This window comes from Capillibacterium thermochitinicola, from assembly GCF_013664685.1.
In the GTDB taxonomy this organism is placed as follows: domain Bacteria; phylum Bacillota; class UBA4882; order UBA10575; family UBA10575; genus Capillibacterium; species Capillibacterium thermochitinicola.
Map to the genome: position 1 here is coordinate 21,580 of NZ_JAAKDE010000019.1, position 15,832 is coordinate 37,411.

Here is a 15,832-nt window from a genome sequence, read left to right on the forward strand (position 1 = left end):
CGAAGCGAATTAAGTAAAAATGGGCCTTTTATTTTTACAGTGGCGGAAACGCTGGCGTCAAGGTCGAGGGAAGGGGAGTGCAGATGGACCGGATTGTTTATTTTCCGAAACGGGTGGAAACGGAAAATAGACGGAAACGGTTTAAGGTAAAGGGGTTGTCCCTTTTCTTGCTGTTCCTTTTTTTGATCTTGATCTATCAGATTGGGAGCGGCCTTTATAGTTATTTTATTTATAACCGGCGTTTACGCGACGCCCGGTCCCTCCTGCGGGAGAAACAAAAAATCATGGAGCAGTTAGAAAGGCAGTTGCGCCAGGCCGAAATTGACACTTTGGTCGAGACGGAAACTGGGCGGCTGAATTGAACGGCGGACAAGCAGCCTTTTTGCTTTGTAATAACAAAAAAGCCGGAAAAAGTACGAAGAAAGGGTGCGGTTAAAAACATTGGATCTGATTGCACAGTTAGCATCAGAACTGGGACTTGGGATTGAGCAGGTAAGACGAACAGTCAAATTATTTGATGAAGGCAATACTTTGCCGTTTATTGCCCGTTACCGCAAGGAAGTTACGGGCGGGCTGGATGAAGAACAACTGCGGCGGTTGGAGGAACGCCTGGGTTATCTGCGGAACCTGGAAGCGCGCAAGGAAGAGGTCCTGCGGAGCATTGCGGAGCAGGGGAAACTCACTCCCGAGCTGGAGCAGGCGATTAGAGCGGCCACGATCCGCCAGGAAGTAGAGGACTATTACCGGCCCTACCGGCCAAAGCGGCGGACAAGAGCAACCAAGGCGAAGGAACAGGGTTTGGAGCCTTTGGCCGCCTTAATCTGGGCTCAGGAACTGACCACTGGTGATCCGGAAGAGGTGGCCGCGGCCTATCTCAACCCTGAGCTTGGCGTGGAAGAACCGCAGCAAGCCCTGGCCGGGGCGCTGGATATTATTGCCGAACAGATCGCGGACCAGGCGGAGTGGCGGCGGATGATCCGGGATTACCTGTGGGAACATGCCTTGATTGCCTCGGAGTTGAAGACGGAAGAACCTGAGGCACAGGTCTACCGCCAGTATCACCAGTATAGTGAACCGGTGAAGCGGATTCCGCCCCACCGGGTGCTGGCTTTGAACCGGGGCGAAAAGGAAGGACATTTAAAGGTCAGTCTCCAAATTGACCAGGCTCCTCTTCTTCGCCGCCTGGAAGAGCTGGTTCTGAAGAACCGGGCCAGTATATTCACCCCTCACCTGATTGCTACCATCGAGGATAGTTTCGACCGGTTGCTTTTTCCCAGTATCGAGCGGGAGATCCGCGCCGCTTTAACGGAAACTGCCGAAGAGCAGGCGATTAAAGTGTTCGGCCTTAATTTGCGGCAGTTGTTGTTGCAACCGCCTGTCCGCGGTAAAACAGTGATGGGGATCGATCCCGGTTTCCGGACCGGTTGCAAAGTGGTGGTGGTCGATCCGATCGGCCGGGTGGTGGCGGCGACGACGATTTACCCTCACCCGCCCCAAAGCCAGTGGGAAGAGGCCAAATCAATCTTGACGGCGCTAATCATGGAACACCAAGTTGATTTGGTGGCCAGCGGGAACGGGACCGCCGCGCGGGAGACTGAGGAACTGGTGGCGGCGACTTTGGCCGGGATCGAACGCCCGGTTTATTATACCATCGTCAGCGAAGCCGGCGCCTCCGTTTATTCCGCTTCCAAAATTGCCCGGGAAGAACTACCCGATTATGATGTGGCCATGCGGGGGGCCGTCTCCATCGCCCGCCGTTTACAGGATCCCCTGGCCGAATTGGTCAAGATTGAACCGAAGGCTCTCGGGGTGGGGGAATACCAGCATGATGTGGACCAAAACCGCCTCGGTGAAACGCTAAAAGGCGTTGTCGAGTCTTGTGTAAACTATGTTGGTGTTGATCTCAATACGGCTTCGGCTTTCCTGCTGCAAAACGTGGCGGGTATCGGACCGACGCTGGCCCGTGCTATCGTGGCGTACCGCGAAGCAAACGGTCCGTTCCGGCGGCGGGAAGAACTTCTCAAGGTGAAGAGACTGGGCAACCACGTTTATACGCAAGCGGCCGGTTTTCTGCGTTTGCCGGACGGTGAATATAGCCTGGAGAATACGGGGATTCATCCCGAGTCGTACCATGTGGCCGAAGCCCTTCTGGCCGCGGTGGGTTACGGGAGTGCGGATTTAAGGAACCCCTCCCGGCTGGCCGCGTTGCGGGAAAAGTTAAAAGCCCTTGATTTGCCGGCGATGGCTGAAAAATTGAACGTCGGCCTGCCCACCCTGAAGGATATTGTTGACGGGCTTTGCCGCCCGGGACGTGACCCCCGTGAAGAGTTGCCGGGCCCGGTCTTCCGCCGGGATGTTAAATCGATGAACGATTTAAAACCGGGTATGATCCTAAACGGCGTGGTCCGGAATGTGGTTGACTTTGGCGCTTTTATTGACATCGGTGTTGAGGAGGATGGCCTTGCCCACATCTCGGAGTTGGCGACGCGGTATGTGCGCCATCCCTTGGATGTCGTTGCCATTGGACAAACGGTGAAAGTGCGGATTTTAAATGTTGATCCGGAGCGCAGGCGGATTGCCCTCTCCATGAAAGGAGTCGAATAGGCGATAAGATCTATCCTTATCCGTACAACCTTGACAACACATTTTTAACTGAGATATAATAGTATATATTACTTTGGAGAGTATTCTCTAAATCAAAGGGGAGGAAAAAACTGAATATGTCTTTTGCGGTGGGCCAGGTTGTAGAAGGGAAGGTCACCGGGATCACTAATTTCGGCGCGTTTGTGGAGCTTTCGCCAGGGATGACCGGATTGGTCCATATTTCCGAAGTCGCGGATGTTTATGTGAAGGACATCAAAGACTTTGTTCAACTGAACGACCAGGTTAAAGTGAAGATTTTATCAATGCAAGACGGAAAGATTGGTCTCTCGATCCGTCAAGCCCACCCGAAGCCTAGCCGACAAAGCCAGCAGTCTTTCGAAGATAAGCTGGCGAAGTTTTTAAAGGATTCTGATGAACGCCAATCCGACTTGAGAAGAAGCATGGATTCAAAACGCGGAGGAAGAGGAGGAGGGCGTTTAAGCCTTTTTAGGGGGAAATAATTGGTCAGTTGACCGGTCGCGGAAAAAAGATCTTGATAAACCAATTGATTTGTATTATAATCAGGAATGCAGTCGTTATTTGGCGGTGTAGCTCAGTTGGTTAGAGCATACGGTTCATACCCGTAGTGTCACTGGTTCGAATCCAGTCACCGCCACCAAATATGCGCCATTAGCTCAGTTGGTAGAGCAGCTGACTCTTAATCAGCGGGTCCGGGGTTCGAGTCCCTGATGGCGCACCACTAAAAAAGTTAAAGACCGTCCGGAAAGGACGGTTTTTTTGGTTTAGTTTGAGGGCTTTTTAATGGTATAATTAATAACAGGGGAAAGTAGGCAAAAGATAGAAGTATTAAGTTAACATAAGATACTCCCTCTTCAGCAGAAAAGATCTTTCCTGTGTACCTGACCCGAGGCAGTTTTCCGTGGAAAGAGTGGGAGGATTTTTAAGATGGAACAGCGTTTTACTCCATCGTCCTTTCCGGAAAAGGCCGTCCCCGAATTATTGGAAAACATCTTCACCTATGCAGGCGACGGGATGGTTTTGCTCGGACCGGATTATAAAGTAATAAAAGTGAACGACCATTTTATCCGGCAGAGTCCGACACCGGTCCGGAATTGGTATGGAGTCGACATCGACCAGCTCATTCCCGGTTTTGCTGTGAAGCTGCGTGGTCTTTGCGCCCAGGTGCAGGAGAGAAAGAAACCCTTTGTTACGGAGAGACTGAAGATTCTTCCGGTTTTCCCTCCGGGCCAGCCCTTTGCCGGGTGGTTGCTTTTGGTTTCGGCAGGGTGGGAAGAGAGTTTCGGCTTACCCGCCCGGCCTGAAGGCCAAAAGACAGAGGACCAAGGGCAAACCGGCCAAAGCTTGATCGACGCACTGCAAAAACGCCGGATTGAGCAGCTTCTCTCGGCGGAAGCGGTCCTTAATAATCTGCCGGTGGGGATTGCCGTGTATGACAGTATCTCCCTGCGGCTGAAATGGGCGAACTCGGTTTACCGGGGGTTTATGGAGGGAAACAAGGGGGCATTGGGGCGGACCCTCATGGAGACGATCCCGGGCGTACATGAGAACGGACTGGTCCGGGCGTGTGACTATGTGACGATGACGGGGGAGCCCTTTGTGGCTTCAGAATTTCGGATTGACGGTTTTCAGCGGGGCGTAGTTTACTGGCGTCTGACCATTATCCGTTTGGAGCTAACCGAAGCCGAAGCCCCCGCCCTTTTATTTATCGTCGTTGATGTGACCGAACAGGTAAAAGCCAGAAAGCAGCAGGAAGACGCGGAGAAGATTGCCGAAAGCGGCCTGGCCCAATTGGAGGCCGTGGTGAACAGCTTAAAAGAAGGGATTGTCATTACTGATCCCCGTTGCCAGGTAGTGTTTATGAACCCGGCGGGGATGAGAATGATGGGGTTCAACGCCACCGAGGAGACGCTGCGCCCGGTTGCCGAGTACAACCGGAGGTACCGGTTCAAAGAGCTTTCAGGGACCGCTTTGCCCCCGGAGGCTAGCCCGTTTGCCCGGCCGCTCCGGGGGGGAGCATTCTTTGATCTAGAACTGATCGTTGAAGATTTAAGCCAAGATCGGACTTGGATTGGGAATTTCAGCGGAACACCCGTGCGCAACCGGAAAGGCGAACTTACCCTTGGGGTGGTGGTCTTTCGCGACATTACCCACGCGAAACAAGCGGAGCAAGAGTGGGAGAAAATGCTGGCCATTGAGCAGAAGGCGTGGACCGAGGCCGAAAGGCAGGACATGCAGAAGCAGGTGCTCCTGGATAATATTGGGGAAGGGGTTTTGGTGCTCGCCCCCAACGGCCGTCTGTTGATGGCCAATAAAGTAGCGTTGGCGATCACTGGTGTTCAAGGGTGGCCGGAAACGATTGAGGAACTCCTGTCGCCGGCTGCTTTGTTCCGGAAAGACGGGTCGCGGCTGGCTCCGGACGAACTGTTGACGACGCGCCTGCGGGCGGGACAATACTTCACTGACGAAGAGTACCGGCTAAAAAGGGCGGACGGAACAGAACGGAGCCTTTTGATCAGCGGGAATGCGGTCAAAGACCGTCAGGGGCAGATTTTCATGAATCTGGTGACCATCCGGGATGTTACCGAATTGCGGAATTTGGAACAGATTAGAGAGGATTATTTACATATGGTCTCCCACGATCTCCGTTCGCCGCTGGCGGTCATCCTGTCCCATGCCCAGTTGTTGGGGTTAATTGCAAAGGAGGAAACCAAAATCGCCAACAGTGCCCAGGCGATCGCTGTTTCCGCCCTCCGTATGAATAATATGATCGCCGATCTTGTTGATTCGACACGGATCGAGTCTGGGCAGTTGGTCCTGAAGACGGTCTGTCTTGACCTGGACCGGTTTATCAACGATTTTTTACTACGGATGCAAGGCGTCATCGCCGTTAAGCGGATTCGCCTGGTCAAGAAGGAACCTTTATTGCCGGTTGTCGCCGACCCCAATCGTCTGGAACGCATCCTGGTCAATCTTTTATCTAATGCTTTAAAGTATTCGCCGCCGGATCGCCCGGTCGAGATTGAATTTTGGGTGGACGGGACCCGGATGGTGGTCGCCATTCGGGATGAAGGCCAAGGGATTAGCCCGGACGACTTGCCCCGGATCTTTGACCGGTATTACCGGGCGCCGGCCGGCGGGGAAGAAGGAATCGGCTTGGGTCTCTACATCGTGAAAAAGTTGGTGGAAGCCCATAACGGAGCGGTTTGGGTGGAGAGTACACCGGGGCAGGGGAGTACTTTCTATTTCACTCTGCCGGTGGTAGCCCCGCAGGATGAGAAGTAAGCTCAGGCTAAAGTGTTTTCAAAGGTGTCGCCCGCGCCGACCGTTGCGTCAATTATTATTTGGCAAAGGAGTTTCCCAAAAGATGAAGAGTCGTTGTTTTTACTGGAGCTTTTTTTTTTAGTATTATTTTGATGCTGGTCGTACCGGCACTTTCGGCCACCGAACCGGGCGGGGAGGAGTCCGGTTGGGGACCGGGAGTACTGGAGGGAGCCACCGGTCGCGACTGGACGGAAGCGGCCGCGGTGGAAGAGGTTTCCGCGGAGGTTGGTCCCCAGTGGATCGTGGAAACCGGACCTACGCTGTGGTACGGCCTTTCCCCGCGGGCGGGTTTTCTGGTTTCGTTTGATGCGGGTAAAACCTGGGAGGCCCGAAACGAAGGTCTCCCCGGCCGCCTGATGACTGGGGGGGAACAGCCGGCGCTGCTCACCGCAATCGGGGTGGATCCGGTCCGGCCTGAGCGGGTCGCCGTGACGACCACGACTCAGATCTTTCTTTCCGAAGACTATGGTGTAACCTGGCGGCGCATTCCCTTTAACAACGGCAGTGTGATCACGGCGGTTGCGCTTGCGCCGGGACATGAAGAAAGAATGATGGTTGGAACCTCATTTGCCGGTTTTTATGAAACAACGAACCTCGGACGCCACTGGACCAAGCTGTCCGGGGAGTTAAGTTTCCTTCAGCAGACACCATATGAGGAAGAGATTGCCGCTTTGGCCTACCATCCTGAAAATCCCGACAAGCTCGTTTTGGCCTGCGGCTTTGGTAATGGCCTCTATCTCTATAATAAGGCTTTGCAGATCTGGGAAGAACTGGAGACGGAACATGCCCGTCGCCGTTTGGTGAAGAACCTGTTGTTCCGGCCGGTGCCACTCCCTGCGGTGCCTGACGATTCCCCTTCGCCCGGCTCATCCTGGTGGTTACAGATTACATATGATGATGGGCAAGAGATCTACGCTTGGCCCGCTTTTGAACTGGTCTCGTTAACGTCCGCGCCGGTAAGACCGGAGGTCGACCGGGCGAAGGATGAACGAATGGCCTTGGCTGCCGGCAAATACGGGATTTATGTCCGTTCCGATTTTGCTTCCGGCCGCCGGCTGGACAACCACATCCGGTTTTTAAAGGAAAACGGCTTAAACGCAATGGTCGTTGACTTTAAAGATGACATGGGCTACATCACCTACGACACCGGAGTCGCCTTGGCCCACCAAATCGGGGCTGTCCAAAAAAGGTTCGAGGCCAAAACGCTGATCAAAAAAGCGAAGGAAAACGGGATCTATTTAATCGGCCGTTTGGTCGTCTTTAAGGACAGCCGTCTGTACCGGTACGACAACCACCGCTACGCGGTCTGGGACCGCAACGGGGGTGGACCCTGGCGTAATCTGGTGGCAACGCGGACGGCCGACGGTGAAACCACATATGTCCAGAGGGAACACTGGGTTGATCCCTTTGCCCGTGAGGTTTGGGAGTACAACCTGGCCATCGCCGAAGAGCTGCAGGCCTTGGGCGTGGACGAGATTCAGTTTGATTACATCCGTTTTCCCACCGACGGGGACCTCAGCCGTTGCTACTACCGGTACCAACCGGCCGGGGCCCGGCGGGTTGACGCCTTGGAAGGATTTTTGGCCTTGGCCCGGACGCGGCTTAAGGTGCCAATCAGTGCCGACCTGTACGGTTACCACTGTTGGTATCTGATGGAAGGATTAACCGGGCAGAATATTCGCATCTTCGCCCAGTACGTGGATGTGATCTGTCCCATGTATTATCCGTCCCATTTCCCCGCCTCCTTTTATCCCGGTGATTATCTGGAACGGGCCGAATTCATTTACCGGGAAGGTTCGTTCCGGGCGCAGTTTTTGACGGGGGGAGAAAGCATTATCCGTCCGTATGTTCAAGCCTTTCGCTTAACCGGGCGGGAATTAAGGATGACCGCGCCCGTTTATACCGAATACTTGCTTAAACAGGTTACGGGAACGCTTGCTTCGCCCGCCTCCGGTTTTACCTTGTGGAATAACACCAACGATTATTATATGGTAAAGAGACCCTTAACCGACATAATTTACCAGAATGGCGAAGAGAGGGAAATCCTTTTCGATTAACGAATCTGGCATATAATCGGCGAAGGGAGTCGCGCTAAAGAAAGGAAGGAGGAGACAACCATGAGAAAGTCCTTTTTCGTCGGTTTACTGGTTGTTAGTCTGTTGCTTATCCCCCAGGTCGCCCTCGGTCTGAACTCGCCCGAGGTCCAGGCACGGGGTGGCGAGACCACCTTAATGTTTATTGGGGATAAGGGTTTGCAACTTGACACCGAGTACGGCATCACTTCGGAAGTCGGCTTATGCGTGGCGATTAGAAAAGACGCGACTAAAGTCGGGGCGAAGTATGAATTCGATTCCAACCTGGCCTTGCTTTTAGGGGTGATTGAACAGGCCCCCTTTATCGGTGCCAACATCGCCATGCCGCTCGATCAATACATGGGGTTCGTCGGCGACCTCAGCCTTTCTCTGGCCAGTAACCGGCTAGCCGCCGTCTTGGAACTGGGAATGGTGCTCGCCTTGGCTGACAACCTGGATCTGCGGGGCGGGTTGTTGGCCGAAACCGACCAGTACGGGAAGAATTTCAGTTTTCAGATCGGCTTGGGTGTGAACTACTAAAGCACCGGATTTTCTTCGTTCGCTAGGCTTGTCCGATGTTGGACCGTAAGTGGCCGGGCGTTGTATTCAAGTTTCCAAAGAAATAAAAGTCGGGAAAGAGCGTCGTTTAAAGTAAGCGAAGACAAAAAAGGGGGCCTGGCTAAGGACCCTTTTTTTCGAGCATAATGGGAGTAGTGGGCGGGAGGATGGAACTTTAGATTAACCTCTGCGTTTAACCAAGGGATATGACGTTTCAGGCCGGCGAAATGAGCGCTGGGAAACGGGTTCAAGGCGGGCCGGGAAGAAGGCCTTTTGGTCCTGGTGTAGAAAAGGAGGATCGGGATGAACATTTTAATCGCCATTTTGGCTTTGAATTTAATTGTGATCTTGCATGAATTGGGCCATTATTTAGTGGCAAAAGCGGCAGGGATTAGCGTCTTGGAGTTTTCGCTCTTTTTTGGACCAAAGCTGTTCAGTACCAAAAAGGGGGAGACCACCTTTTCCCTGCGGCTTTTCCCGGTCGGTGCTTATGTGCTCCTCGAAGGGGAAGAGGAAGCTTCCGACAGTGAGCGTTCTTTCAGTAAGAAACCATTGGCGGTCAGAATGGCGGTGGTTGCCGGTGGCCCGGTCATGAATTTCCTTGGGGCCCTGGTCTTTATCTGCGTGGTCTTTGCCGTGATCGGGTACAGCTCAATGGTTCTGGGGCCGGTTCCGCCCGGCTCCCCGGCGGCCGAGGCCGGCCTGATGGCCGGAGACCGGATTCTCCGGTATGACGGGCGGCGGGTGTACCAACCTTCCGACTTATATTCTTTTATGGCAATTAACAATGGGAAGCCCAGCGTGATCCAGCTCCAACGGGGGAACGAAAAGAAGCAGGTGTTGTTTGTTCCGGATGTTATTCCCGCGGAACGTTATGTTCTAGGTTTTGGGGCCGTCGAACCTTACGGCGAAGAATCCACCCTAGTCCAGTATATTGTACCCGGTTCCCCGGCCGAGGAAAGCGGGTTGTTGCCGGGGGACCGGATCATCCGCCTTGATGGACAGCCCGTATCGACCAAAAAAGAGATCAGCCGGTTGGTCCAGGAGAAGCAGGACCAACCGATTACCGTAACCGTTTTAAGGGCGGGGCGGGAGGAGACCTTGCGGCTTACCCCCCGTCTGGAGAAGGGCGCCACCTATTTCGACACTGGGTTTTCCTTCCAGACCCTCCGTGGTGGAAGCGGTACGATCTTAAAACAAGGCGTCGTTTATATTTACGCCGTAATCCGGAGCGTGGTTTACAGTTTCGGCTGGTTGTTGACGGGTAAAGTTTCCCTGACGGAATTGGCGGGACCCGTACGGATCGTCAGCATAATGAGTGAGGCGGTCAGTTACAGCCCGACCCTGTCTTTAATCCTGCTTAACCTGCTGAATATTTCGGCTTTGATCAGTATTGCCATCGGGGCGACCAACCTCTTGCCATTACCCGCCCTGGATGGGGGCCGCCTCTTGCTCTATGTCTTCGAGGCGGTCAGGGGGAAACCGCTTTCCCCGGAGCGGGAAGCCAGTATCTCAATGGTCGGTTTTGCGTTGTTAATGGTGTTGGCCGTCTTTGTCCTTTTCAATGACATCATCCAACTGGTCCGGGGTTGACTGCGGTTTACCTTTAGTAAACAAATTCGCAACAACGGCGATTAGAGGGAAAAGGTTACCGATAGAGAATTCATCTCTATTGGATTGAATTTGGCGGTGTCAGGAGGGAGGGGAAGATGAAATATCTGCCGTTAAAAGAGATCACGGAAGATATGTTTCTGGCGCATGCGGTCATTGGGAATGACGGGCGCGTCCTGCTGAATAAGGGGACAAGACTGACCCCTGCCTACCTGCATCGTTTGGCGCGGATGGAATATACCCATTTATATGTTTATGAATCACCCGCTGAGGACTGGGACTGCACCGGTCCCCTCAGCGACAAGATTCGGGTTGAAGCCATCCGGGTTTTACGCGAATCGCTCATTCGCGTTGTGGAACACAAACCCCTTAACGAGCCGCTAATCTCTTTCGTCATCGAAGGTCTTTTAAAGGATGTGTTGCAACAGGAGGACCGGGTTTTTGATATTATCGATGTAAAGACCCCCGACAACTATCTTTATAACCACTCCCTCAATGTAGCGGTGATCTCCGTTTTGATGGGAAGACAGCTCAAGCTTAACCGGGAAGAATTGAAGGAGATCGCCCTGGGGGCCTTCCTCCACGATCTGGGTAAAGCTTACATTAAGACGGCGATTAAGAAGCTTCAAGCCCTTTCGGCCACCGACACGGTCCAGATTAAACAACATACGATCAGAGGGTTTGAGACGATCCGGGCAAGTTTTTCGCTGAAAGTTGCCAACATAGCCTATCAGCACCACGAACGGGAAGACGGTTCCGGGTACCCCCTTGGGCTGATCGGAGTCGATATTCCCCTGGCGTCAAAGATTGTCGGGGTGGCCGATTCATTTGATGCCATGGTTTCCAACCGTACTTATAAAGTTCGCCTCTGGAACGACCAAGCGCTCAAGGAGTTAACGGCGGAGAGTCCGGCCAAATATAATCCGGCAGTTGTGCGGGCTCTGCGCGAAGCGGTGGCCCTCTACCCGGTGGGGAGTGTGGTCCAGCTCACCGGCGGGGAACAAAGGGTGGTGGTGGCGGTTTCGACCACAAAAATGGTGCTGCAAAACCCAAAACAACTTTCGGACCTGCTGGAGTTACCGGTGACGGAGTTTTCCCGCATTGCCAAACGGGTGCTTTAGTTGCTCTACTGAACCATTTCAACAGGTTTAATGATAGGAGGAGACTCAATGGTTGAATTATTCCACTCCGTTTGTATCCCAAAAGACTACCGGTCACTCCTGGGGATTAAGGATACCCAAATCGCCATCAAGAAACTGAAAGATTACTTTGAAAATGCGTTGGCGAAAGAATTGGGTTTGGTCCGGGTTTCGGCTCCCTTATTCGTGACACCTGAATCGGGGTTAAACGACAATCTGACCGGTACGGAGCGACCGGTCAGCTTTGATGTGAAAGCTTTAAACGGGCAAAGGTGTGAGATCGTCCAATCTTTAGCCAAATGGAAACGGATGGCCCTGCAAAAATACGGTTTTGGCCCCGGTGAAGGTTTATACACTGATATGAATGCAATCCGCCGGGATGAAAATCTGGATAATTTGCATTCGATCTACGTGGACCAGTGGGACTGGGAGAAGGTGATCCGGCGGGAGGAAAGGACGGTTGAGACCTTAAAAGAGACCGTTCGGGCCATTTACCGGGTGTTGCAATCGACCGAGGCCTATATTCGCCAGTATTTTCCGGAACTTCCCGTGGAATTGCCACCGGAGATTAAATTCATCACTGCGCAGGAGTTGGAAGACCGCTATCCCGACGCAACTCCCAAAGCGCGGGAAGACCTGATCGCCCGGGAATGGGGGGCGGTATTTATCATGAAGATCGGGGGAACCCTGAAGTCAGGGCAGCGCCATGACGGGCGCGCTCCCGATTACGACGACTGGAATCTCAACGGGGATATCATTCTCTGGTATGACCTGCTGGGGAAGGCGCTGGAGATCTCGTCGATGGGGATTCGGGTTGACGCAGAAAGCCTGCGTCGACAGGTCAAGGAAGCGGGCTGCGAAGAACGGTTGGCCTTGACTTACCACCAGGATTTACTGGCGGGCAGGCTCCCTTATACCATTGGGGGCGGGATCGGCCAGTCCCGGTTATGCATGTACTTTCTGAAGAAGGCCCACATCGGGGAGGTCCAATCCTCCGTTTGGCCCGACCACATGATCAAAGCCTGCCGGGAAGGGGAGATCTTCCTCTTGTAAAGTAGAGCAGGCAAGGAAACGGTCTATTTACAATCTTAACATAAAGAAGAAAAGCGATGTAAAGTTGGGGGAATGAACATGGGAGAAGTATTGGTAAAACAGATTTTCCGGGATCCCCAATCCTATTTGGGCCGCCCAGTCCAGGTTAGTGGTTGGGTCCGGACGATCCGGGTCTCGAAGAGTTTTGGGTTTATCGAACTTAATGACGGCTCTTTCTTCCACAACATACAGGTCGTATTTGACGACAAACTACCTAATTTCCAGGAGATTGCGAAACTACCCATCGCCACCGCCCTGCGGATCGAGGGTGAACTGGTGGAAAGTCCGGGGGCGAAACAACCGTGGGAGATTAAAGCCGACAAAATCACCATCGAAGGCCTGTCCGCGTCGGATTATCCCCTGCAAAAGAAACGCCATACCCTGGAGTACTTACGGACCATTGCCCATTTGCGGCCGCGTTCAAATACTTTTTCCGCGGTCTTTCGCCTGCGTTCTTTGGCCGCCTATGCGATCCACCGGTTTTTCCAAGAGCGGAATTTTGTCTATGTCCACACGCCGATTATTACTGGGAGTGACTGCGAAGGGGCCGGGCAGATGTTCCGCGTGACGACCCTTGATTTTGATGACCTTCCCCGGGATGAAGAAGGCCGGGTTGATTTTCGCCAGGACTTTTTTGGCCGGGAGACCCATTTAACCGTGAGCGGGCAGTTGGAAGCGGAGACTTTCTGTATGGCCTTCCGCAATGTTTACACCTTTGGACCAACCTTCCGGGCGGAAAACTCCAATACCCCGCGGCATGCCGCCGAATTTTGGATGGTGGAGCCGGAGATTGCCTTTGCCGACCTGAACGACAATATGGCTTTGGCGGAAGAGATGTTGAAATACATCATCAACTATTGTCTGGAGCAGGCCCCGGAGGAGATGCAGTTTTTCAACCGGTTTATCGATCCGGACTTGCTGGCGCGGCTGGATAATGTGGTCAACTCCGACTTTGGGGTGATTACCTATACGGACGCCATCGAGCTCCTTAAAAAAGCGGACCAGGATTTTAAATACCCGGTGGCGTGGGGAGCCGACCTCCAGACCGAACATGAACGTTACTTGACTGAGAAGGTCTTTAAAAAACCGGTGTTTGTGATCGACTATCCCAAAGAGATCAAAGCTTTTTACATGCGGCTTAATGATGACGGGCGGACCGTGGCCGCCATGGATCTCTTGGTGCCGGGGGTTGGTGAGATCATTGGCGGCAGCCAAAGGGAGGAGCGCCTGTCGTTGCTGGAAGCCCGGATGAGAGAGTGCGGGTTGGATTTTGCCAACTACTGGTGGTACCTTGAACTGCGTAAATACGGCGGGACCAAACACGCCGGCTTCGGCCTTGGTTTCGAGCGCGCGATTATGTACCTGACGGGGATGGCCAACATCCGGGATGTGCTCCCCTTCCCGCGGACGGTCAATTCGGCCGAATTTTAATAAATCCGTTTTTTCGCGGGATAATTTTTGTTGCATTGGACGATACTATAAATAACATGGGATGTCACCAATGTTTTTGGTAGGGAAACCGTATTAAACCCGGCAAAGGAGGGCGCCAATGAAAAGCCAGGTCGAGCTGGTGGTTGACAGCAAAACCTTAATGGGGGGAAATCCTTGTTGGGAAGAGGAGACCCAAACCTTTTACTGGGTGGACCTGATGGGGACAAAAGTCTATACTTACCAGCCGACCACTGGGGAGCGGCACTGGCTGGAAGTAAACCAGCATGTGGGGGCGTATCTTCCCCGGCAGGGCGGCGGGGCGGTCATTGCGCTCCAGAGCGGTCTTTACCTTTTGGATCCCCAGACAAAAGAAGTGGCACCCGTCTTTCTTCCGGATCCTTCCGAGAACCGCTTCATCAGCGGAAAATGTGACCTGACCGGCCGGCTTTGGGCCGGAACTTCCGATCTTTTGGGCCAAAAGCCCTGGGGAACCCTTTACTGTATGGAAAAGGACCATACGGTCCGTCCGGTGCTGGTCAATGCCACCCTGCCGTGGGGGTTGGGCTGGAGTCCGGACTACCGGTTGATGTATTATGTGGACACGCCGACGCGGGAGATTGTCGCTTTTGATTTTAACCCGGAGAGCGGTGCGTTAAACAACAGACGGACGGTGGTGAAATTCCCGGAAGGGGTGGGCTTGCCCGCCGGCATGACCGTCGATGCCGAGGGGAAACTTTGGATCGCCCACTGGCAAGGCGGCCGGGTGACCCGTTGGGATCCGGAGAGCGGTACGTTGCTTGCCACTGTTCAGCTCCCGGTTTCACTGGTCACAGCTTGTCAATTTGGCGGGAGTGCCTTTGAAGAACTGTATATTACCACCGCCCGTTATCCGTTGAACCCCAAAGAATTAGCCCGGCAACCGCACGCCGGCGGGATTTTCTGTTGCCGGCCGGGGGTGAACGGGCTTCCTACTCCGAAATATGCTTCTTAAAGGTTGGGGGCGGTGGTGTTGCTGAAGTCAGGGTAACGGTTCATCGCCAAGAAGCGGGGCTCTTCGGCCGCTTCGTAACCGGCTTTAAGATTCTCCCTGATTTGAACAGGGTCAAAAGAAAGGGCATGACCTGATAAAGGCTTGGTGGGTGCGATAATCTGGATCGGAATTGGTCTTTTCCCCGGATAGCGCCACCAAGCCTTATTTATTGCCTGGGCCAGTTGCAGATCATTGACCGCGATCTCACTGAGCAGGATCTCCACCGTGCGCAGGATGGCCTGGAGGGCGTTGCCGGGCCGGGCTGGTGGCAAAGTTGCCTCTAAGTTGGGGCTGAGGGGGAACGTGGTAATCACGACAATCTCATCGGGGTTTTCCTTAATTGCGGTCGCCAAAGGGGTTAGATCGCGTAAGCCCCCGTCGTACCAATGTTGGCCGGCGATGGGGACGGCCGGGAAGAAAAAGGGCATACTGGCGCTGGCCAAAACATACAAGAGATAATCCTGGTGGAAAGCGGGCTTACGGCTGTCGGCGCACAAGAGATTTCCGGTTTCAAAGGAAACGACTGTCACTTTGACGACGGTTCGCGGATGAAAGAGGCGCTCCGGGTCGATTTTCCGGGAAATGAGATCCTGTAGACCGCTGGGGTTATATAAAGCGCCGTGCCGGAAGAACCGCCACAGATTACCGAACAACCCGCTGCGGTAAATGCACCGGTTACCCTTGATCCCCAACCAGATCGCCGTTAGTTCTTTGACTAGTTCCTGCAGTTCCTTGAAGTTTCGGGCCTGGCCGAGGAAGGCGGCGTTTAACGCGCCGACGCTCGTCCCGGTGAACAGTTGGAAATCCAGCTTCTTTTTGCTGACCAGGTTGGCAATGGCGCCAACCTCGAATGCGCCTTTACTCCCCCCTCCGGATAACACCAACGCGCGTTTCATTTTTTACTCCCCCAATTAATCAGGTATTAACCAACGGATACAGCTTATCTGTTCGGA

12 protein-coding genes and 2 tRNA genes are annotated in these 15,832 nt (G+C 53.6%); 13 read left to right on the top strand and 1 reads right to left on the bottom strand.

The genetic code is table 11. The features are described 5' to 3' along the window. Nucleotides 1-83 precede the first annotated feature (83 nt). The 13 genes from G5B42_RS09230 (at nucleotide 84) to G5B42_RS09290 (ending at nucleotide 14,840) form a co-directional block, all read left to right on the top strand. A complete protein-coding gene (locus tag G5B42_RS09230; protein WP_181340187.1) occupies nucleotides 84-362 on the top strand; it encodes a hypothetical protein in 279 nt (92 codons plus the stop codon). 64 nt (nucleotides 363-426) lie between these two features. Then, nucleotides 427-2,604 (top strand): Tex family protein, encoded by a 2,178-nt coding sequence (locus G5B42_RS09235; RefSeq protein ID WP_407926909.1) that lies wholly within the window; start codon nucleotides 427-429, stop codon nucleotides 2,602-2,604. Nucleotides 2,605-2,720: 116 nt separating this feature from the next. Continuing rightward, complete coding sequence (locus G5B42_RS09240; protein ID WP_181340189.1) at nucleotides 2,721-3,104, top strand: S1 RNA-binding domain-containing protein; 384 nt, start codon at nucleotides 2,721-2,723, stop codon at nucleotides 3,102-3,104. A gap of 81 nt (nucleotides 3,105-3,185) precedes the next feature. Continuing rightward, nucleotides 3,186-3,262 (top strand) — tRNA-Met (locus G5B42_RS09245). A 5-nt stretch (nucleotides 3,263-3,267) separates the two neighbouring features. Continuing rightward, nucleotides 3,268-3,343: transfer RNA gene (locus tag G5B42_RS09250), tRNA-Lys, on the top strand. 206 nt (nucleotides 3,344-3,549) lie between these two features. Continuing rightward, nucleotides 3,550-5,907, top strand: a complete 2,358-nt coding sequence (locus G5B42_RS09255; RefSeq protein ID WP_181340190.1) for a PAS domain-containing sensor histidine kinase — start codon at nucleotides 3,550-3,552, stop codon at nucleotides 5,905-5,907. Nucleotides 5,908-6,038: 131 nt separating this feature from the next. Next, nucleotides 6,039-8,003 carry a putative glycoside hydrolase gene (locus tag G5B42_RS09260; RefSeq protein ID WP_181340191.1) on the top strand — a complete coding sequence of 655 codons (1,965 nt, stop codon included), beginning with the start codon at nucleotides 6,039-6,041 and terminating at the stop codon, nucleotides 8,001-8,003. A gap of 60 nt (nucleotides 8,004-8,063) precedes the next feature. After that, a complete protein-coding gene (locus tag G5B42_RS09265) occupies nucleotides 8,064-8,558 on the top strand; it encodes a hypothetical protein (protein ID WP_181340192.1) in 495 nt (164 codons plus the stop codon). A 321-nt stretch (nucleotides 8,559-8,879) separates the two neighbouring features. After that, a complete protein-coding gene (gene rseP / locus G5B42_RS09270; protein WP_181340193.1) occupies nucleotides 8,880-10,169 on the top strand; it encodes an RIP metalloprotease RseP in 1,290 nt (429 codons plus the stop codon). 116 nt (nucleotides 10,170-10,285) lie between these two features. Next, nucleotides 10,286-11,308: an HD-GYP domain-containing protein gene (locus G5B42_RS09275; RefSeq protein ID WP_181340194.1), complete on the top strand. Its 1,023-nt coding sequence runs from the start codon at nucleotides 10,286-10,288 to the stop codon at nucleotides 11,306-11,308. Between the two features lie 48 nt (nucleotides 11,309-11,356). Further along, entirely contained in the window at nucleotides 11,357-12,379 is a 1,023-nt protein-coding gene (gene asnA, locus G5B42_RS09280) for an aspartate--ammonia ligase (RefSeq protein ID WP_181340195.1), read from the top strand. A gap of 78 nt (nucleotides 12,380-12,457) precedes the next feature. Next, nucleotides 12,458-13,849, top strand: a complete 1,392-nt coding sequence (asnS, locus tag G5B42_RS09285; protein WP_181340196.1) for an asparagine--tRNA ligase — start codon at nucleotides 12,458-12,460, stop codon at nucleotides 13,847-13,849. Between the two features lie 118 nt (nucleotides 13,850-13,967). After that, complete coding sequence (locus tag G5B42_RS09290; RefSeq protein ID WP_181340197.1) at nucleotides 13,968-14,840, top strand: SMP-30/gluconolactonase/LRE family protein; 873 nt, start codon at nucleotides 13,968-13,970, stop codon at nucleotides 14,838-14,840. Here G5B42_RS09290 and G5B42_RS09295 read toward each other — a convergent pair. Continuing rightward, nucleotides 14,837-15,775 carry a patatin-like phospholipase family protein gene (locus G5B42_RS09295; RefSeq protein WP_181340198.1) on the bottom strand — a complete coding sequence of 313 codons (939 nt, stop codon included), beginning with the start codon at nucleotides 15,773-15,775 and terminating at the stop codon, nucleotides 14,837-14,839. The two genes, G5B42_RS09290 and G5B42_RS09295, sit on opposite strands and share 4 nt — an antisense overlap. Nucleotides 15,776-15,832 lie beyond the last annotated feature (57 nt).